Source organism: Amycolatopsis sp. MtRt-6, assembly GCF_017308975.1.
GTDB lineage: Bacteria > Actinomycetota > Actinomycetes > Mycobacteriales > Pseudonocardiaceae > Amycolatopsis.
In genome coordinates, this window is record NZ_JADWPD010000039.1 from 1 (window position 1) to 19,297 (window position 19,297).

Below are 19,297 nucleotides of genomic sequence, written 5' to 3' on the forward strand. Positions count from 1 at the left end.
GCCGCGACGGGCCACCGCGACGACATCGTCACGGAACTCACGGGGGTAGGGCTTGGGCACGGTGACATCCTTCCAGGCGAGGCCGAAGCCTCACAGATGAGGTGTCAACCAGACCCTGGGCAGACCCATGACCGAAGTGTTCAACGTCGAAGTAATCCAGCAACAAGTTGAGCCTGGGATTGTGGCGCCGGCCGCTGGCCGCTGGCTTTCGGTGGGCAAACGGCGCAGGGGGCAATTTCGCCCAGGCCGTGTCGCGTCCGGCCTGCGTTGCTGCCAGGCTTTGCCGCGGGACCGCAGCTCTGGAGTCATCGGGGCGGGCCAAGGGGCGGATACTGCTGCAACTCGAGCGTGCTGCTCGATGTTGCTGGGTATCATGGGCGGCGTCGCCGAACGGAACGGCAAGGTTGCTGCGCCGATAGCCCGGGGCGGTCGCCGCCACGAGTTGCCCGGCAGTGCGAGGCCGCTCGGCATGGTGCGTCAGCACCCAACAGATCACATCCTCCTGGCTTGGCGTGAGGTAGAGCTGGGTCGTGGTGAGCAGCGCGTATCTGAGCACGACTGGGCGTCGGTGAGCGGCAACTTGGGCTCCTCGGCCATCCGATAGGCGGCCGTTTGCTGAAATGCATGTATCGTCGCTGTGCTGCCCGATGCGCCTACAGCAGCGACTCGCTACGGTTTAGCGTCTCGATGCGGCTGCCGAGCGACGAAGGGCGCGGTGGATCCCCTCGACCGTGTCACCGCGGAACCCATTGCAGTGGTCGTCAGCGTCCGCCTGGTCTCCGCGGCCCGAACAACAGGCGCTGTTGACCGTCGAGGTCAGCCGGCGGCTCGATGGCCGGGTGGCACGAGCGAGGTACCGCTGGAGCGGGCGAATGCTGCGGTCGGAGGTGCTCCAGGCGATCGATAACTGATAGTACCGGATCGGTAACGCCATGTGTTGTTGTCCTAGTGTCACCGCGGCGGCCGGTGGCGGCCGGTGCGCACGTGTGCGTCGGGCGTCGCGGCGTGCCGGCCGTACTCCGCTGCGGAGTTGTCGGAGGCGAGCGTGCCCGTCGCCACGGCTGGCAAGACGGACGTTGCCACCTGGCTGGATTCGTCGTGATGGTCGAAGACCGAGCCGGCGAGCGCCGGGATCTGATCGGTCCTTCCGTCATCGGTCCGCCACGGCGCCGGCGACCACGATTTGACCAAGGGGGGTGAAGGTGGGAAGCCGGGTTGCCGCGGGTGTGGGGTAGTCGGGAGCGCGTGGTCCACCAACTCTTTGAGCGCGCCGAGCGCCGAAGCGCGATCGCGGACGTCGCACCGGAGGATCGGTGCGGAAACCTCCAGAGCGGTGCGAATCTCCTCGACGGAATGGGGGGTTGTCCCGTCGACGTCGTGCACGGCCACGACGTACGGCACTTCGCGCTCCTCGAGCCGGTCGATCAGCGGGAAGCAGTCTGCCAGGGCACGGGTGTCGACCACGAGTACGGTACCGAGTGTCCCTGGGAGGTGGGAGATAGCCGGAGTCGGTGACTCCAGCACGGCGAGTGTAAGGCCGTGGTGCATTTCAACCCTCCCCACCTTCGATGCGAGACCGCCCGGGAACGAGACCTCCGTCCGGGTGCCCGGGTCGGACACCGCACTCGCGAAGGTGCTCTTGCCGGAACCCCGTCCACCAGCGACGGTGACGCTATCGAAAGCAACCTCGAACCACCCACTGGCTTCAGTGTCCGCCGGAGTGACGCCGAATTGCTGGACGTACGCCTCCACTTCGCCGTCCGGGGTGGCGATGCGCATCCGGCGAAAGGGCGTGGTCTTGTCCGGGGGACTACTGAGGACCGGGGGGATTGGCGATCGTACGGCGAGCACTGCGTCTGACCAGGGCGACTCGAAGAGCATCGTCCGCGAGCCAGCGGCAAGTTCCCGGACGTCAGAGACCGTTCTCCCGACCCACGGAGCGCCGGCTTCGTCGCGTGACATGTAGCCGGTGCCCAGCGCGGCTTGTGCCCGAAGGCGGGCGTTCGGGTCGGCTGTGCGCCGGTTCCGCTCGACGAGCGCGATCAGCAGTTGCTCTACCAGGCTCATCACCGCCAACTCCGGGTAGCGGCAGACCAAGAGGACACCGTCGCCGTCAAAAGTCCGTTCGATCGCTTCCTGCGGCACCTGGGTGCGCGAGCCCACCCGCTCGAGCATCTCCAGGAGGATGTCCCGGTGCGAGACCGGCGAAGCGCGGTGCGCGGCGGCCCCGACCAAATCGATGCGGACGACAGTACGGCTGCCGACCATTTCGGCCAGCCGTGACGACGGGGAAACGATGATCTTCTCCTGCTCGGTGCGGCTTCGCAGACGGTCGAAGATCTGCGACTGGGCGGCGAGCACCTCCTGAGGCTCGATGCCGAGGATGTTGCCGGCATCGGTGCAGGTGAGACCCAGGGCGACCCGGAAGAGCAGCACGGCGCGATCCCGCTCGGGCAGGGTCCACGCCAGGGCGGCGAAGCGGTCAGGCGGTGCGAGGTCGGGATCGCTGGTGCTCAACCGGCCCACGGCTGCGGACGCGTGGTTCCACGTCCAGCGGAGGAGTGCCCTGCCGTCACCGGGGTGATTCGGCAGGTACTCGAGCACGTCCGTCAGGACCTGCTGCGCGATGTCATCGGCTCGGCTCGTGCTACCCAGCCCAGCCCGGCAGTACCTCGTCATCGGTGCGACAAGGTGGTTGAGCAGCTCATGGGAGCGTTCGACGTCTCGTTCGCTAGAGGATTCGAAGACGTCATCGAGATCGAGAAGCGGTGATCCAGCAGACTCGGCGGCGTCTTCCGGCTGATCGGCTTTGGCGACGAGGGCTTCGGCATGCGCAAGCTCCGTACGCTGTCGGAGACGGCGGGCTCCCGGTGTCCCGAGGGAAGACTTCTCGAGCAAATTGTCGACAGTCTCCAGGGCCCGCAGGTCCTCGAAGTGGGTCATTTTCCCGCTCCTCCCTGGCGCTTGCGATGACGATGGAGGAGTTGCTTCACCATTCCGACAGTGACCTTGCTGCCTACCTCAGCACTGATCAACTCAGCGATCTCGTCGAGCTTGTACCCGAACGCCGACGCGACGACGGCGATCTGAGTCCGGCGGTCGGGCAAGTTTCTGATTGCTTCGTCGATCGTCGACCGGAGCAGCCACATGTCCTCGGGTGACTGAATGATCGTGTCAGGCGTTCGGCCGACGGCTGCTTCTCGCCTCTCGGCAGCCTTCGTGTTGTGCTCCTTCAGCCACGCTCGGTAAACGTTCGGGAAAGCCAGTATGCACGTGCCGATGAAGTACGTGTTCAAGTTCGCGCCGCCGTCCACAGCCCAGCCCTGCCCGGCCATCTGGTTGGCCTTGAAGGTGCGGAGTGCGCTGGTGACGGTGTCGTTCGCCAGGTCGACGTGGTCATCGCGGCCCCACCAGTTCGGCATCGGGCCGAGTGCCCGGCCCTTCTCCCGGCAGCGAGCGAAGATTTCGCCGGAACCCATCCACGCCTTCATGACGGTGACGCCGTAACTGGCCAGCTGGGTCGCAACGTGTTCCCAGCTCGGGCCGGAGAAGTTCGCCGCCGCAAGGTGGTCGAGAAGCTTTTGATCATTGCGTCGCCGTTCCCGAGACTCTGCCTCCGCTTGGTGGGCTGCATCCTCGGCCGCAAGTGCGACCGATTCGCCGTCGTCGGGGGATGTTGTAGGTGTGAAATCGCGGTCGGCGCGACGGCGTATGCCATCGTCGCGCTTCCCGCCGTACTGCATCGTTCCTGCCTTCCCGAACCTTCGAGGGGCTTCGTGGTGCATGCCGGACCGCCGCCGACTTTGCTCGTCGACCTCCGTCCTAGGTGGGGTGATGCAGGGCGGGTTACGGCGCTGTCCGAAATTGATTGAGCGAAGCCCGCAGTGCAGCGGGCGTAACTTCGCCCGCTGCCGTGGCCTAGTACTCCGGGCACAACACCCCGACCCGCCCACCATGGAGAACAACGATGGCCAAACCTCCCTCGCCCCCGCCGCTACTCAGCGTTCGCACGGCGGTGATCCTGCTGCTCGGCGTCGTATTCGGCGCCGTCGTCGGCGGTCTCACCTACCTCGCAGGCAGCAACGTGCCCGCCGCCCTGCTGGCCGGCATGATGAGTGCTGGCGGGGTGATCGTCTTTCTGCACAAAGAGATTCGTTGACAGTTCCCGCCGAGTCGGCCTGCGGTGCCGGCTCGGCGGGATCCAGCTGCTACCCAGCACAAAGACGATGGCCGGGAGACCGTTGTTACAGTCGTGGGATTCGGCAGGCCTCGCTCCAGTCGCGGGCCGCAGGTCGCCGCGGTGCCGGACGTACCGGTTACTAACGATTTGGGAGCGGCAGTCCCGCGCACGTATACGTCTGGTGCCACGACGCGATAAGTGCATCGTTGGCTTGGTTGGATCACTTGGGTCGAATCGAGCGCTCTACATGCCGGAGGACAACGGGTGAAAGTTAGACGGGTGTCGATCAGCAACTTCCGCGGCGTGCGGTCGGGCAGCGTTTTACTGGACTCGCACAGCCTGCTCGTCGGCGGGAACGCCGTCGGGAAGTCCACGATATGCGAAGCCCTCGATCTCGTGCTGGGATTGGAGCGGCTGTACCGCCGACCGGTTATCGACGAGTACGACTTCCACCAGGCGAAATATCGAGGCAGCGACACCACCTCGACGGAAGATTCGTCACCTCCTGAGATTCGCATCGAGGTGGTCCTCACGGAGTTGTCGCAAGAAGCCCTCCGCCGCTTTCGCGGGCACCTCCGGCCGTGGTCGAGGGACAGCGGCGACTTCGCGTCACCGGTCTCCGATGACGCGGTCGAACTCGTCAATGGGGAGTGGTGCTTGCCGGTGGTGTTCCGAGGCCGGTTCAACGCCACGGAGGACGACTTCGAGGGCGACACGTTCTTCGCGCACCCGCAACGGCCCGACGGCGACTACGACGAGGACGCCCTCGGTGGCGAACTCACGGCGTTTCGCCGAGATGACAAAAGATTCTGCGGATTCTTGTATCTTCGGCCGAACCGAACGGGAAACCGCGCACTGAGCTTCGGTCGAGGCTCGCTGATTGACACCATCGTCCGGCTGGAGTCGGATCGGACCGGATCGCTGTGGACCAACGCGCTCGACGCACTCAGCGGGATCGACCTGGCTGAGACGACAGCAGGGTTCGCGGAGATCCGCGGAGAGGTGCTGTCCCGCATCCGGAAGTTCCTGGCGATGCCCGAGGAAGACACCGCGGTCGGCGTGCGACCGTCGGATCTGACCCGGGAACACCTGCGCGAAGTGCTGCGCATGTTCATCGCCATCCAGCCCGGTACCTACCCAGTACCGTTCAACCGACTCTCCACCGGGGCGCTCAACGTTCTGGTATTCGCGCTCCTGACCTACATTGCCGACATCCGCGGTCCCGGCTCGGTCATCTTCGCCATGGAAGAGCCCGAAATCGCTCTGCCTCCGCACACCCAGCGACGTCTCGTGGACTTCGTGACCGAAACCATGGGGCAAGCCATCGTCACTTCGCACTCGCCCTACGTGATCGAACGGTTCGACCCGAGCCGAATCGTAGTCCTCAAGCGCGACGAGACCGGGGCGCTCACCAGCGGCAGGATCGATCTCGGCGAAGACGTCAAACCGAAGAAGTATCGGGAGCAGCGCCGCCAGTTCGCCGAAGCCGTGCTCGGCCGTGCCGTGCTCGTCGTCGAGGGAGCTACCGAAGTCGCGACCTACCTGGCGGTGGCTGACGCCCTCGCCGCCGACCCAGCCACGCCGTATCAACACCCCGACGTCGCGGGCCTGAGCCTATTCGACGCCGGTGGCGATGCCCGCGTCCCGCTATACGGACCAGTCTTCGCCGCGCTGGGCAAGTCCGTGTTCGGGGCGCACGACACCCCCAACACGCCGCTCACCCCGGAACAGTTGACGAAGGCCCAATCGTTCGCGATCCACCTCGACATCGGCTTTCCCAGCATCGAGGACCTCCTCGTCGCCCAGATCCCTCCCGCCGTGCAGCGCAAGTTCCTCACCACGGTCGCGACCCGCTCCGACTACCCACAGCAATGCGGACACCTCCCCGACCCGGCGACCGACGAACAAGTGACCACCCTGACGCGCCACGTCATGAAGAACCGCAAGGGCCCCGAATCGTTCGCGCCACTGCTCATCGCCGAATGCAGTCCCAATGAACTGCCCCGCACCTTGGTCGATCTGCTGCTCGACATTCACAAGCACCTGTCAACAGCCCCGCTCGACACCGATGGGACCCCGACCACCGATATCCAGAGCACCGACGAGCCCAGGCCGACGTGATGGAACTCGATGACACCCGCGTCGCGATCCTCGACGCCTCCGGACACCTTCTCATCCAAGGAGGGCCGGGCAGCGGCAAAACCACCATTGCGTTGCTGAAGGCCGCACGCATCCTCGCCACGTTGGAGTCGGAACAGCGGGTTCTATTCTTGTCCTTCTCCCGCGCCGCCGTCCGGCAGATCGGCGACCGCGTCGCAGAGCACCTGCCCCGCGCCACCCGTGATCACCTGGAAGTCCGTACGTTCCACGCTTTTTTCCTCGACTTCGTCCGCGCCCACGGGCCACTGCTCACCGGCACACCGGCGGTGTTCCTGCCACCCGACGCCGAGAACCAGCACAAAGCCGACCACAACGGCGACTGGGAGGCCGAAACTGAGTGCCTCGCTCGTCGCGGCATCTACGTCTTCGACCAGCTCGCCGCGACCGCCGCCACGGTGCTCGAACGCAGTCCGGCCCTCCGGCACCTCTACAGCGACCGCTATCCGCTCATCATCGTCGACGAGTTCCAGGACACCAACGTCGACCAATGGCGCGTCATCCAAGCACTGGCCGAGAACTCGACCGTCATCTGCCTCGCGGATCCCGACCAGCGCATCTACGAGGGGTTCGTCAAAGGAGTCGACGAAGAACGGCTGCAGCACGCCATCAAAACCCTGACGCCGACACCGTTCGACCTCACCGGAGACAACCACCGCAGCGCCGGCAACGGCATCCTCGACTACGCGAACGCCGTCATGCGCAACGAACCCGCTCTACCGCCACCAGCGATCCAGTATGTCTACTACAGCTACCCCTACTCACCGGAGCAGGTCACTCACTACGCAGTTCTCCAGCTCCAGAACCAACTTTCCACGCAACTGGGCCGGCAACCCACCATCGCCGTCCTCGCTCCGTCCAGTGCCTTCGTCGCCCGCATCTCGGAGGCGATAGCCACCGACCAGACACTCAACGGAAAGACGTTGCCGGCTGCCGACCACGAACTCGTCTGGGACCCAGGCCTGTCAGCCGCCGCTGGTTACGTTGTCGCCAGCATCCTCGAATGGCCTGCACTACCTCGCATCGAGGCGATCACCGCGACACTTCGGAGCGTCGCGGACTTCTACCGCGTCAAGTTCGCCGGCAAGCCAGCCGAATCCACACGATCGACCATTGCGGCGACCGAGCGGGCGATCACCACATTCGCCACCGGCAAGACCCTGCGCACCAAGACCGGCAAGACGATCGTCGATGCGTACGACGCCGGGCTGCAACTCACGGGCAACCCGGTTACGGACTGGCAGCTCGCCCGCTCCCGATTGCGGGGGTCCAATGAGCTAACGGAGGTGTTCGGCAAAGCTAGGTTACTCCGTCTGCTCCACGCGACCGACAGCCTCGCTTGGGGACTCAACGACATCTGGGACGGCGCAGGCGCCTACCCCGCCGCGGCGGACGCCGTACGCCGCATTCTTGCTGATGAACTCGTCGCTGGCCGCCCCGCGGAACCGCATCCCGTCACGCTTATGAACATGCACAAGTCGAAAGGCAAAGAGTTCGACGCGGTCGTCATCGTCGAGGCGCAGCACAACGCCAAACTCCTCGACTCCGGATGGGACGCTAAACGCGTCGTCCGACAACGCCGCGTGCTCCGCGTGGCCATCACCCGTGCCCGATACCGCGTGATCTTCGTGCGCCCGCGGAACGCGTTCCCGCTCGTGCGTGTAGATGTGCCGCGGAAGTGAATCCCGGGCGACGCGGGCGTTCCGCCCGGTAAGTGTGGTTGCGGGCCACGCCGATGGGCGGGCACCGATGCGAGACTGAAGACGGAGAGAGAGTATCCGCAGCGTTGCAGCGCAATCCCTTTTATTTACGTCATAGCGAGACGGTCGGCTGGCGGCCCTCGTCAGTGCGGACTGCAAGATATCTTGTAGGCTGGTCGTGAGATCGGCATCTCGCTGCGATCCGAGGACGTCTTAGACCTTGCCTCCTTGGTATAGAGCGCGTGCTACGAACCGATGGCTCGAGCGTGGAGCTTGGCGCTGTCGAAGAACCCGGCCGGAGAGTGGTTCCACAGCCAGGGTGGTTGCGCTGGGTTTGATAGACCGGCTCGTCCAAGCTTCGGGCGAGGTTGCGCAACATCGTCTCGATCTTCGGCACCAGCAAGTAGACGCAGGCTTCGTCGTCCCCCGACCAGTAGCGCAACAGGCAGTCGGCCAGCACACGCGCGATCTCCGTGGAGATGGAGGGATTCTCGGCGGCGAAGAAGTCCTGGAGCTCTTCACGGCTGGGGCTGTGATTGGTCCCGATCTTGGCGAGTACCTGGGCGAAGATCGGGGCGGTGATCTCCATGTTGAAGGACTCGACGAAGGCAAGTCTCTGCAGCTTCCGCTCGTCGTCGTTCTGCGGCCGCCAGCGGGGGCAGCCCGTCGCCACCGAGCATGACCCGGGTAATCATGGAAAACACCGGGGCTTGTTGTTTGAGGTCCTTCACGCGTGCGCGGTTGCTGTCGGTGAGCCCGCTAGGCGGGGCGCCGGTACCTCCGTGAGAGAAACGCTGCAGGCAAACGCGCCAGTCGTCGTCGTCGGCGATGTGGTCCATCCACTGGAGCGATGGCTCACGGCCTGACTCCTAAGTGAAGTTCAGTTACTCATCCGGGTGATCTTGGCTTGCCCCGTGGCAGGGCAAGGTCGCGGGCCAGGAATGGCGCGAGCACCGGTTCGGACGCTGGCCCGGATCTTGTCATCCAAGCGAAGGAGCTGGCGCTATGAGCAGCCGGTCCACTGAGAACAGCCCGTTGACCATGTTGCAGAAGGAGTTCAGCGACTCCCGGGTGGTAGTGCGGTTCGATCAGTCTCTCCGCGGCTGGTCCGTCAAGGACACCACGCTTTCAGATGTTGCATCGCATGAAGACCTCGTTGCCATCCTGGCCACGCGAGACTACGGCCGACATGATGAAGTTCTTCACGCACTATTGGTCCGGGCGGCGGAACTGGGAAGTTCGGGCGTCGTCGCCACCGAGATCGTGGTGAACGCGCTGTTGCCGGCTGTTCCAGGCATCGTCGGCCGGGTCGTCCGGGCAGCTCGTGCAGCCGCCGGCGCGGTCGGGGTACGGCGTGGCGTAACTGGTGGTGGCGTCTCGGCCTCGGAAGACAGCCGCGACATCCAGGCGTCGGTGATCGGGCACCTGTGGGAGCAGACCCGGTGCTACCCGCTTCGACGGCGGCAGCATGTCGCGGCGAACCTGGTGCGCGAGACCCAGCGGGCTGCCCAACGGGATTTCGGCGTTGACCACGGCCAGGCCGCCGCGGACGTGGTCAGTATCGACGACGACGCGGTGTACCGGCCTCTGGCGGCCCTCCCGGCCGAGCCCGACGCGTCGGAAGAACTGCTCGAGCTGCTGGCGTGGGCGGTGGAGAAGGAGCGGCTCGACGAGCACTCCGCCACCATCCTGACCACCCGTTACTTCGATGGCCCGGTCGGTCGGGACGGCGTCGCCACGGACCGGCAGATCGGCGCGCTGATCGGGCTGAGCCAGCCCACGGTCACCCGGCACCGCCGACGGGCGTTCGAGCAGCTGGCCGAGGCCGCGACGGAGTTTAGCGGCCTTGACCTGCCTTGGCCCAGCTGAATCACACCAGTGGGCCGATCTGCGTGTCTCTGAGCAACAGCCCGCAGGTCTCGCACAGGGAGGTCGAGTCGTGTTCCGTCGTCACGATCGCGGTGGCGCGGGCATCAGCCCGCTGGTGAAGCTGCTGCCCGACGCGGACGTTGAACCCGCGTTGCGGGGTGCGACCCGCCGTGCCGGCCGGTGGGCAGCGTGGTTGGCGGTGCTGGCCAGCCCGCTGCTGACGATCGCCGGTCTGATCGTTCTCCAGCCAGCGGGTGCGCCGTCGATGCGGGACGGCGGCGCACTCGCGTCTTCTACCTCGCCGGAGGGGTGGGCGGAGATGTACGTGCGCTCCTGGCTCTCGGCAACCCGAGACGACCCGGCGGACCTCGAAACCTTCTACCCGCCCGGGATGAAGTCGCAGCGGGCCGTCGGGACGCAGGTTCCGGTCGACACCGCGGTGATCTCGGCGGTCTCGACGGCACCGGGGACGTGGTCGATCGTGGTGGTCGCCGACGTGCTGGTGCTGCAGCCCGACGGCAAGCGCGCGGCGATGTTGCTGTGCGCCCAAGTGGCGATGATCGGCACGGACGCCGCCTTCGTCGCCGCAGCCCTGCCCACGCCGGTGGCTTGCCCGGGCACCGGCGGCGCCGTCGTGCTGGCTTACGACGAGGTCGCTGATCCGGGCGGGCCGGTCGGGCAGTCGGTCGCCGGGTTTCTGGCCGCCTACCTGGCGGGGCAAGGCCAGCTGGACCGCTTCGTCAGTCCCGGGGCAAGCCTTGCCCTGCCGCGGCCGGCGCCGTACATGGCTGTGCAGGTCACCGAGGTGCGCACGCGCGAGAAGTTCGAGCCGGGCCAGGCCGCGCGGCCGGTCGACGGGACGGTTATCCACAGCTTCACCCATGCCTGGGGTTGGGATGCCACTGGGCAGAGCACGCCGGTCGACTACGCGCTGACCCTGGTCGCGCGGGCGGGCCGGTGGGAGATCAACCGCATCGATCCGGCGCCGCTGCTGGCGGGCCGGTGAGCAGGGGAGAAGTCCGATGATCGTGCTGGCCGCGGACGTGAAGTCCTGGATCGACACCAACCTGGCCTGGGGTGACCAGTCCGTCCGGCGGCTGATCCTGCTGGCCGCCGTCGTCGGTGGGATCGGGCTGCTGATCGGCACGAGGGGGAACTTCACGCGGGCGATCAAGTACGGCGTGATCGCGGCGATCTTCCTCGGGATCCTGCTCAACCTCGACGCGGTCGCCGGCATGTTCGGCGCCTGGTTCACGCATTGACCGCGCCGAAGGGCCGAGGCGACGTCCTGGTCGGCCGCTCCTACACCCGCTCACGGCGGTTCCCGCGGATGTTCGGGCGGATGCCCGGCCGTGATGGCGGCTACCTGCCCGGCGGTCCGTACACGCTGACCCAGGGCACGCTGTTCCTCATTCTGCTGGTCGTGGTGTGGAAGCTGCCGCTGCTGGACTGGCTCGGCCCGGCTCGCTGGGTGTTGCCGCTGTCGGCGGTGTTTCTCCGGCGGGCCCGGATCGAGTCCCGGACGCCGCTGGGCTGGCTCGCCGGGTTCAGCGCGCACCTGCTCGCGCCGCGAGCCGGCATGCTCGGTCGCCGCCCTTATCGGCCCGTGCGACCCGAGCGCAGCTGTGGCTGGCTGTACGTGCACCTTGACGTGGCCGAGCAGCCGGTGGCGCCGGTGTCGTCGCTGCAGCAGGTGCTGGCCCAGGCTCGGGAGCGGTGATGGATTCCCCGGTGACCGATGTGGCGGGCAACCTGCTGTTCTGCATCGACGGCTCGGTCTGGGCGGTGTGGCGAGTGCTGCCGCACGAAAGCGCTCGCTCCACCGGGCGCCAGCTGCGGGAGCTGTACGACCGCACGGTGACGCTGATGAAGTCGCTGCGCGGGGAGGTGATGATCGCGTCGCTGTGCGAGCAGGTCCAGGCCCACGCGATCGTCCGGCGCTGCCTCGACGGGATCGATCTGGACGCGAACCCGCACTGGGCGGAGACGGTCCACAACGCCTGGGACCAGCTCGACACTCTCGACGTCCTCGGCCGCAGCTTCTGGCTCTCCAAACCCCTCGCCGGCCACGGCTGGAAGGAAGCCGCCCAGGCGACCGCGCGTGCGGCAGCCACTGCGGTCGGTGAGCTGCTCGGCGTGCCCGCCCGGCCTGCCTCGGCCGCCACGGTGGCAGCTGGCCGGGAGCGGGCGCGGGTGGCGGCCCAGGAGCTCGGCGGGGCGGTCCCGTTCCGGCCGGCGACGGAGGTGGAGTTGCTCTGGTGGCTTTGCCGGGCTCCGGTACGCGGGGTGAACGAACCCCAGCTCGACCGGACCGACGCCGTCCACAACACCGGCCTCGCCGTCCGGCGGGGGAGCGGACGCGCGCGGCTGACGACGCTGCGCAGCTGCGTGTTCGACGAAGGCGGCCGCACCGACCCGGCCGAGAACCGGCAGGGCTGGGGGCCGCTGGGGCTGCTGAACCGACGGTTCGTCAAGTGCGTGACGCCGTCCGACGACGGCGCGGTCGCCAGCTACCAGGCATTCCTCGTGCTGGCCGAGATGCCGCGGGCCTTCACTTTCCCCGGGCACGAGATCCTGGCTCGGCTGGCCGACATCGGGTTCGGCGTCGACTACGCGCTGCGGATCACCGCCCGCTCGAACGAGGACGCCCGCGCCGCCAACCGGCGCCGGACCCGGGACCTGATGAGCCAGGACGAGGAGCACGCCGGCGACACCGCCGGAGTCCCGGCGGACGTCATCTCGGCGCAGGAGGAGATCCAGCACAAGAACGCCCGCCTCGGCGCCAGCTCGACCGAGATCGACCTCGAGGTCGGCGTCGTCGCCTGCGTCTGGGGCCCCACCGCGCGTGACGCCGACGCCCGCGCGAAGGCGCTGCGGCAGGCGTTCTTGGGCGGGGAGTACCGGTGGGAGCGACCGCTCGGCGGTCAGCGGCAGCTCTACCAGGCGCTGCTGCCGGGGAGCCGGACGCCGATGGTGGTGCGCGAGTGCAGCCAGAACCTCCTCGCCACCGACTCCGCGATGCTCCTGCCGGTCTCGGCGACCGACTTCGGCGACCCGACCGGGGCGTTGTTCGGCTTGACCGTGGACGGCGGTGCCATCACCCCGTTCCTGCTCGACCCGACCTACGGGCCCACCCACGACTCCTCGGGCGGGATCGCGGTCATCGGCGAGCTTGGTGCTGGGAAGTCGGTGATCCTGAAGAACGTCGCCGCGGTCGTGCGGCTGATGCTCGACGGGCGGGTTATCGTCATCGACCGGACCCGCAGCCGGGAATGGGCGCCCGTCGCGGCGGCGCTGCCGGGGAACGCGCAGATCGTCGACATCATCGACCCCAGCCTCGACGACCGGCCCGCCGCGGCTCAGCTGCGGCACTCCTGCGACCCGCTGCGGGTCTTCCGCAGCACGAGCAAGTCGAGCACCGGGATCGCCGAGACGTTCTTCGCGTCCTGGCTGGACCTGGAGTCCAACTCTGCCGAACGGGACGCCCTTGGCCGCGGCCTCGACGACGTCAGCGGCCACCCGGACGCCTCCAGCAACCGACTTGTCGACACGCTCCGGAGGCACGGCGGGCGCGACCCTGCGGCCCGGGCGTTGGCGGATCGGCTCGAGCGGCTGCGGCGCGACCCGATCACCCGCCCGATCTTCGACGCCGAACTGCCGCCGGTGGACCTGTTCGGCGCGGACATGGTCGTGTTCTGCACCAACGAGATCCCGCTGCCGAGCGCTCTAGAAATGAGCAACGAGCGGATGGCCGCCCGGATCCCGCCGCGCAAGCTCTTCGGCCGCGCCTTCCACCTGCTCATCGCCGCGATCGCCAAGGAAATCTGCTTCACCACGGGCCGGTGGGGCGAGTTCATCTGTGACGAGGCCTACAACGTCACCGGCACCCCCGAAGGCCAGCAGATCGCTCTGGAGTTCGTCCGCGACGGCCGCAAGCACGGCGCCGACGCCGCGTTCGGATCCCACGCGCCGAAAGACCTCGGCGACGACGTCCTGCGCGGCCTGATCGCGGTGCGGTTCCTCGGCCGCCACCGCGACGACGGCCTCGCCCGCGCCAGCCTGGCCTGGCTCGGCGTCGACCCCGCCGATGCCCGCTACCACGAGGTCGTCACCAAGGACCTGTCGCCGCTGAACCCGTCCGGTGGCGAGGAGGAGCGGCGTGCTCGAGCGGGGGAGTTTCTGGTGCGGGACCACAGTGGACGGATCGGCAAGGTCAAGGTGATGACCCAGCCGTATCGCACGCTGCCAGACGCCGTCCTGACCACACCTGACGTATCCCGAGGCCATCGGGCGCATTGAAGACCGGCCTTCTGATCCCTGTCTCACAGAGACGCAGGGCAGGAGGTCGTGATGAGACTGCGTTCTGCCGGAACCCGTGGGATCGCGATCGTCGCTGTCGCCGTCCTCATTGGACTCGTCACGCCACAAGCTGCACACGGCCAGACGCAACAGAATCCGTGCGAGCCATATCCGACCTGCCTGTGGGTGCCCGGTGACCAGCCGCCGCCGAAGCCGGGTCCGGACGCGCCGCCACTGCCGTTGCAGGACGACCCTGGTCACCACGTCCACCTCGGTGGGATCTTCAGCATCGACGACGGCTACGGCCGCGATCTGCACAACTACGATCTCTTCGCTAACCTGCCCGGGCTGCTGGACAACCCGATGCCGACGATCTGGCTGTGGCTGGCCAACATCGGCTTCGCCGTCGGCAAGTACGCGGTCGGGTTCTCGGTCTGGTTTACCGAATGGGCCGCCTCCAGCCAGGTCTTCGACTGGATCAAAGCGCCGGCGCGAGACCTCGAAGGCATCTGGCAGACCTCGGTCATCGGCGACCTGAAGCTCCGCGAGATCGCGATGCTCGTGGCCACCTGTTACCTCGGGCTGCTGTTCGCGCGCGGCCTGACTACCCGGGCATGGCGGGAAACCGCGTCGACCATCGCGGTCAACGTCCTCGCCGTCGGGATCCTCACCCATCCCGTCGACGTCCTCGTCGGCGACGAGGGCGTGCTGTCCCTGTCTCGCGACCTCGCTGCCGACGTGTCCAGCGTCGTCATGGGCCAGGAGCCCGGCGGCACCGGGAACCCGGCCGCGCCGATCGGCCAGGCGTTCATCGACAACCTGCTGGTCACGCCCTGGGAGACGCTCAATTACGGCACGCCGATCAGCCGGGTCAAGGGCATCCCCGGCGCGTGCCAGTACTCCGTCAAGCGAGTCCTCGACGACGGTCCGTGGTCCGGCAAGGACGACAGCACCAAGGCCCGCGAACTCGACGGCTGCCCCGGCGACTACGGCAAGTACAACGAGGTCGCCGACGGCGATCGCACCCTCGGAGCTTGGCTGTACGCGATCGCGATGCTCCTGTTCGCCATCCTGGTGATCTGCCTAAACGCCATCCAGGTTCTCGCCCCGTACCTGCTGCTGTTCGAGGGGCTGCTGCTCGCGCTCGCCCTGGTCGCCGCGCTGGTGCCCTCGATGCAGCACCAGCTCGCTTACCGGGTCGGCTCGATCGCCGCCACCATCGCCCGGCTGCTGGCTGGCATGGTGTTCCTCGCCGTCATGACCGTGCTGCTGCGCACGCTCATGCTGGCCGACCTCGGCCCGCAGCTGGTTCGGTTCGCCGTCATCGACCTCGTCGTCTTCTCCGGCTTCCTCTTCCGCAAACGCCTGGCCGCGAACCTCCAGCGAGTCCGCGGCCAGGTCAGCTCCCGGCTGCAACGGCTCGGCAGGCCACGCCACGCACCGAAGGCGCTGCCGACGCCGATCGTCCCCGCTGGTCCGGATCGGCTGGCCCGCACGGTCAAGGCCGGGACGTCCGCGTTCGCGGAGACCTTCGCGCCGGTCGGGCGGCTCAAGGAGCGTCTGGTCACCGCTGGGCATGCCGGAGGGCAGGTGCTCAAGTACACCGTGGGAGCGCCGGTTTCGTGGCCGCAGGCAGCCCACCGTGCGCAGACGGCGCTCACCACGAAGGCCGGCGTCGCCAAAGGTGCGCTGGCCCGCCGAGCCGAGGCCGCCAAGACCTACGCCACGGCCTACGCCGGAAACCTCGGGACAGCGACCGGCGCGCGGCCCGCATGGCACGCCGCCACGACGGTGCTCGCCGCACTCGGCAACCGTGCAGGCGGGCAGAAACCGGCAGCGTCGACCTACCTCAGCGCGGAGATCGCCGGAACGACGCCGCCGGCCACCGGACGGAAACCGGCGTTCACCGGCACCAACCTCGGCGCCGCGGCCCACGGGCGCGGCTTCATCACGAAGCCACCGGCTGAGACCGCTCCGCCGCCCGCGATGCTGCCGCCGTCCGTCCCATGGGCGCAGCGGCTGCGCCAGCGGCTCGGCGACGCCGCCAGCCGACGATGAACCCGCTGCTCGCCCTCCGAGGCGTCGAGACCGCACGAGACCAGCTTCGCGAGCACCCGGCCCGCTGGGGCTGCCTCGCCGCGCTGCTGCTGTTCGGCCCGCCTGCCGTCTGCGTGCTGATCGTCGTCGTCCTGCTCGCGACGCTCGCCGGAGCCGGCGACTCGAGCTCGGCAGCGGCACCGAACGGCGGCGCGGTGGGCGACATCCCGGCCGACTACCTCGCCCTCTACCGCGAAGCCGCCCAAACCTGCCCCGGCCTCGACTGGACCATCCTCGCCGCCATCGGCAAGATCGAAACCGACCACGGACGTTCGCAGCTGCCCGGCGTCCACAGCGGGGAGAACAGCGCCAAGGCGGGCGGCCCGATGCAGTTCCTGCAGCCGACGTTCAACAGTGTCGTCGCCCGCCACCCGCCGCCGCCCGGCGGCGCGCACCCGCCGTCCCGGTACAACCCGCACGACGCGATCTACGCCGCCGCGGCCTACCTCTGCGACTCCGGAGCCCGCGACGGACGCGACCTGCACGCCGCGATCTTCGCCTACAACCACGCCGAGTGGTACGTGAAGAAGGTCCTCGCCCAAGCGGAAAAGTACAGCTGCGGCGCGGTGCAGGCACCGAACGACACTGTCCGGGCCGTGATCAAGTTTGCTTGCGACCAACTGGGGCTGCCCTACGTGTGGGGCGGCGACGGACCTGCCAACGGCGACCGCGGCTTCGACTGCTCGGGACTCACCAAGGCTTCCTACGCCGCAGCTGGCATCGGCTTGCCCCGGACAGCGCAGACCCAGTACAACGCCGGGCCACGGATCGCGGCAGCTCCGCTCCAGCCAGGTGATCTAGTCTTCTTCGGGACAAGCACCGGTCACATCACTCACGTCGGGCTCGCTCTCTCGGCGACCTCGATGGTGAACGCACCGGACTTCGGGACACCCGTCCGAGTCGACACGATCAGGCGACCTCTCGGTGCCACACGACCGGCCGGCTCGTAGCTGCCAAGGAGCGCACGGCTAGGTTGCCTCGGCGACGAGCTGCCCGAAGTCGGCAACTGCGGCTGCGCGCTGGGGCGACGCGAACGCTGGCCGCAGTCGCTCGGCCGCGGCATTCGACATGCGCCAGAAGGTTCCCGAGCTCGCTCCGGCGAATGGGCCGAACGCGAGCGGTGCCGCGACGGTCGGCTACGCGTCTTCACGCGAGCGTTTGGCGGGGAGATCGCCCCGGTAGGACGCGAGGAACCAGCTCGCAACGAGCGATACCGGATACAGGGCCTGGAGCACGTTCGTCTCGATGTTGATGTTCACGAGCGTCCATCCGATCCATGCGGCGCCGTCCCTCCGGTCGCGTAGCCACGCGATTCCCACGGCCGCGCAGCTGACACCCACGCAGATGCCGGCGGCAGCGAAGAACCCGGCTCCTTGTACCGCTACCAGGAACGACATCCACGCCATCTCCGAGGCGACGGCGTGGATCGGCACGGTCGGTGCGCTGTTGAGATTGAACAGCACCCCGGCGAGGGCGGCTGCTCCGAGAAACAGCGGTAGGTGCCTCGGCTCGTCAGCCCAGGAGACCACGGGCATCAGTTTCTCGCTGACCTGTGTGAACCCCAGGAAGTCGCCGACATGCGCGGCAATGGTCGTAGGGGCAATGATCTGCGCGATCACCGCGAAACTCAGCCAGATCGTCGAGCAGATGCCCGCCACGACCGACACCACCTTGTGCAGGAAATTCTCGCTGACTGTCTTCGCCGCGAGTGCTTCAGCGATGGCCATCGAACCCCCTCAAGATCGAATCCATGCGCCATTGTAGGTGCATAATCGCAGGTAGGGGATGCTATGGAACTGGTCGCCGCTTCGCCCGGCGCGCGAGCTTGGCCATCGGGTCGAAACGATCGTCGAGGCTTGCCGGCGCATGTCGGTGCCGAATTGAATCAGGCCTGGATGGGCGTGACTGGTTCCGACGAGTCATCGATCGCGGGAGGCGTTGTGTCGGAGGTTCGCGGACAGGTCCAACCGGCGGTCGTTGGCCTCGACGTTGGCAGCGCGTTCGGCATCGATCACAAGCAGAACACATTCCCTGCTCGGGAGGCTCTTTTGGACGTTGCCCCGAATGCCGACATGTTCCCCCGCACGCATGGCCGCCAGGTCATGCTGGGGAACAGCGCGCCGAAGGCGCTCCGTCTGGGCGACCTGGTCACGAGCGTCGCGTTCTGGTGGGTGACCACCGCCGCGGTCGCGATCCTGATCGCGGTCTTCGTCCTCCACCGACACCTTCGTTCCCACCACCTCCGCTCCCGTGTCCGGTTCGAGCTGCTGCCGACGGCCACGTTCGATCCCTCGCCGCAAGCCGTGCAGGCGTTCGCGCATCAGCTGGGGCGGGTGCGGCCGGTGCGTGGTTGGGTGCCGAAGTCGGTGGTGGGGGTGCGGATCCGGTTCGGCACGGATTCCGAGTTCGGGAAGATGGTCATGAGCGTGGAGGGGCGCGAGTCCGTGACCGGCGTGCTCAACAAGCTCGTTTATCCCGACGTCGAGATCCGGCGGGCGACGTCCGACGTCGGCGACGAGGGTGATGTCTCCTCGCCGCCGACAGGACGACAGCGGTGATCTTTCCCCAGTGATCTGCTGGTCAAGCGGCGGTCTTCTTGCGCGAAGCACGCTTCCGCGGTGCCGGAGCCTCCGCCTCGGCGACCTGGGCTTGCTCGAAGGCGGAAACCACCTCGGAGGAGAGACGTCCGCGCTCGGAGACCTCATAGCCGTTCGCGTTGGCCCAGGCGCGGATCTGCTGGTTGCGCTCGCGGTCGGACGCGGTGGTCGCGGTCGACTGGCCCGTGGCGACGCGGACCTTGCGGCCGCCGATGCGCCGGCCGGCGCCGACGTAGCGGGCCAGTTCGTCGCGCAGGGCGGCGGCGTTCTCGTCCGAGAGGTCAATTTCGTAGGTCACGCCGTCGAGGCCGAACTGCACGGTCTGTGCGGCGGGGGTGCCGTCGATGTCGTCGAGGATCTCGACGAGGACTTTCTGGGCCATTGAATGCTCCTCGGGA

The 19,297-nt window shown here is 67.6% G+C and carries 15 protein-coding genes; 11 read left to right on the forward strand and 4 right to left on the reverse strand.

Annotated features, from left to right (window positions below):
- Positions 1-951: 951 nt before the first annotated feature.
- Together I4Q55_RS42405 and I4Q55_RS42410 are read right to left on the reverse strand one after the other, a co-directional pair.
- On the reverse strand, positions 952-2,943 hold the full coding sequence (locus tag I4Q55_RS42405) for a hypothetical protein (RefSeq protein WP_206796261.1): 1,992 nt from the start codon (positions 2,941-2,943) through the stop codon (positions 952-954).
- Complete coding sequence (locus tag I4Q55_RS42410) at positions 2,940-3,743, reverse strand: sigma-70 family RNA polymerase sigma factor (RefSeq protein WP_206796263.1); 804 nt, start codon at positions 3,741-3,743, stop codon at positions 2,940-2,942. Before I4Q55_RS42410 ends, I4Q55_RS42405 begins: the two co-directional genes overlap by 4 nt.
- 272 nt (positions 3,744-4,015) lie before the next feature.
- Between I4Q55_RS42410 and I4Q55_RS42415 the strand changes: the two genes are divergently transcribed.
- The 10 genes from I4Q55_RS42415 to I4Q55_RS42460 all read left to right on the forward strand — a co-directional run bounded on the left by I4Q55_RS42415 (position 4,016) and on the right by I4Q55_RS42460 (position 17,252).
- Positions 4,016-4,159 carry a hypothetical protein gene (locus tag I4Q55_RS42415; protein WP_206796264.1) on the forward strand — a complete coding sequence of 48 codons (144 nt, stop codon included), beginning with the start codon at positions 4,016-4,018 and terminating at the stop codon, positions 4,157-4,159.
- A gap of 300 nt (positions 4,160-4,459) precedes the next feature.
- Entirely contained in the window at positions 4,460-6,301 is a 1,842-nt protein-coding gene (locus tag I4Q55_RS42420; RefSeq protein ID WP_307793460.1) for an ATP-binding protein, read from the forward strand.
- On the forward strand, positions 6,301-8,019 hold the full coding sequence (locus I4Q55_RS42425) for a DEAD/DEAH box helicase (protein ID WP_206796266.1): 1,719 nt from the start codon (positions 6,301-6,303) through the stop codon (positions 8,017-8,019). The genes I4Q55_RS42420 and I4Q55_RS42425 overlap by 1 nt, the downstream gene beginning before the upstream one ends.
- 1,023 nt (positions 8,020-9,042) lie before the next feature.
- Positions 9,043-9,906, forward strand: coding sequence for a hypothetical protein (locus I4Q55_RS42430; protein ID WP_206796267.1), 864 nt, complete (start codon positions 9,043-9,045; stop codon positions 9,904-9,906).
- A 115-nt stretch (positions 9,907-10,021) separates the two neighbouring features.
- A complete protein-coding gene (locus I4Q55_RS42435; protein ID WP_206796268.1) occupies positions 10,022-10,912 on the forward strand; it encodes a conjugal transfer protein in 891 nt (296 codons plus the stop codon).
- A gap of 16 nt (positions 10,913-10,928) precedes the next feature.
- Positions 10,929-11,168 (forward strand): hypothetical protein, encoded by a 240-nt coding sequence (locus tag I4Q55_RS42440; protein ID WP_206796269.1) that lies wholly within the window; start codon positions 10,929-10,931, stop codon positions 11,166-11,168.
- Positions 11,165-11,626, forward strand: coding sequence for a hypothetical protein (locus I4Q55_RS42445; protein WP_242547756.1), 462 nt, complete (start codon positions 11,165-11,167; stop codon positions 11,624-11,626). Before I4Q55_RS42440 ends, I4Q55_RS42445 begins: the two co-directional genes overlap by 4 nt.
- Before the next feature lie 11 nt (positions 11,627-11,637).
- On the forward strand, positions 11,638-14,205 hold the full coding sequence (locus I4Q55_RS42450) for an ATP-binding protein (RefSeq protein ID WP_307793461.1): 2,568 nt from the start codon (positions 11,638-11,640) through the stop codon (positions 14,203-14,205).
- A gap of 186 nt (positions 14,206-14,391) precedes the next feature.
- Positions 14,392-16,263, forward strand: a complete 1,872-nt coding sequence (locus I4Q55_RS42455; protein WP_307793462.1) for a hypothetical protein — start codon at positions 14,392-14,394, stop codon at positions 16,261-16,263.
- Positions 16,260-17,252 (forward strand): bifunctional lytic transglycosylase/C40 family peptidase, encoded by a 993-nt coding sequence (locus I4Q55_RS42460; RefSeq protein WP_206796273.1) that lies wholly within the window; start codon positions 16,260-16,262, stop codon positions 17,250-17,252. Before I4Q55_RS42455 ends, I4Q55_RS42460 begins: the two co-directional genes overlap by 4 nt.
- 186 nt (positions 17,253-17,438) lie before the next feature.
- Here I4Q55_RS42460 and I4Q55_RS42465 read toward each other — a convergent pair whose 3' ends face one another.
- Positions 17,439-18,029, reverse strand: coding sequence for a hypothetical protein (locus I4Q55_RS42465; RefSeq protein ID WP_206796275.1), 591 nt, complete (start codon positions 18,027-18,029; stop codon positions 17,439-17,441).
- Positions 18,030-18,092: 63 nt separating this feature from the next.
- Between I4Q55_RS42465 and I4Q55_RS49860 the strand changes: the two genes are divergently transcribed.
- Entirely contained in the window at positions 18,093-18,860 is a 768-nt protein-coding gene (locus I4Q55_RS49860) for a hypothetical protein (protein WP_242547757.1), read from the forward strand.
- 22 nt (positions 18,861-18,882) lie between these two features.
- Here I4Q55_RS49860 and I4Q55_RS42475 read toward each other — a convergent pair whose 3' ends face one another.
- Entirely contained in the window at positions 18,883-19,281 is a 399-nt protein-coding gene (locus tag I4Q55_RS42475) for an Lsr2 family protein (RefSeq protein ID WP_206796277.1), read from the reverse strand.
- Between the last annotated feature and the right edge of the window lie 16 nt (positions 19,282-19,297).

Coding starts and splice junctions, on each gene's coding strand:
- I4Q55_RS42405 (WP_206796261.1), bottom strand. CDS start 2,943: ATGACCCACTTCGAGGACCTGCGGGCCCTGGAGACTGTCGACAATTTG.
- I4Q55_RS42410 (WP_206796263.1), bottom strand. CDS start 3,743: ATGCAGTACGGCGGGAAGCGCGACGATGGCATACGCCGTCGCGCCGAC.
- I4Q55_RS42425 (WP_206796266.1), top strand. CDS start 6,301: ATGGAACTCGATGACACCCGCGTCGCGATCCTCGACGCCTCCGGACAC.
- I4Q55_RS42430 (WP_206796267.1), top strand. CDS start 9,043: ATGAGCAGCCGGTCCACTGAGAACAGCCCGTTGACCATGTTGCAGAAG.
- I4Q55_RS42440 (WP_206796269.1), top strand. CDS start 10,929: ATGATCGTGCTGGCCGCGGACGTGAAGTCCTGGATCGACACCAACCTG.
- I4Q55_RS42460 (WP_206796273.1), top strand. CDS start 16,260: ATGAACCCGCTGCTCGCCCTCCGAGGCGTCGAGACCGCACGAGACCAG.
- I4Q55_RS42465 (WP_206796275.1), bottom strand. CDS start 18,029: ATGGCCATCGCTGAAGCACTCGCGGCGAAGACAGTCAGCGAGAATTTC.
- I4Q55_RS49860 (WP_242547757.1), top strand. CDS start 18,093: ATGGAACTGGTCGCCGCTTCGCCCGGCGCGCGAGCTTGGCCATCGGGT.
- I4Q55_RS42475 (WP_206796277.1), bottom strand. CDS start 19,281: ATGGCCCAGAAAGTCCTCGTCGAGATCCTCGACGACATCGACGGCACC.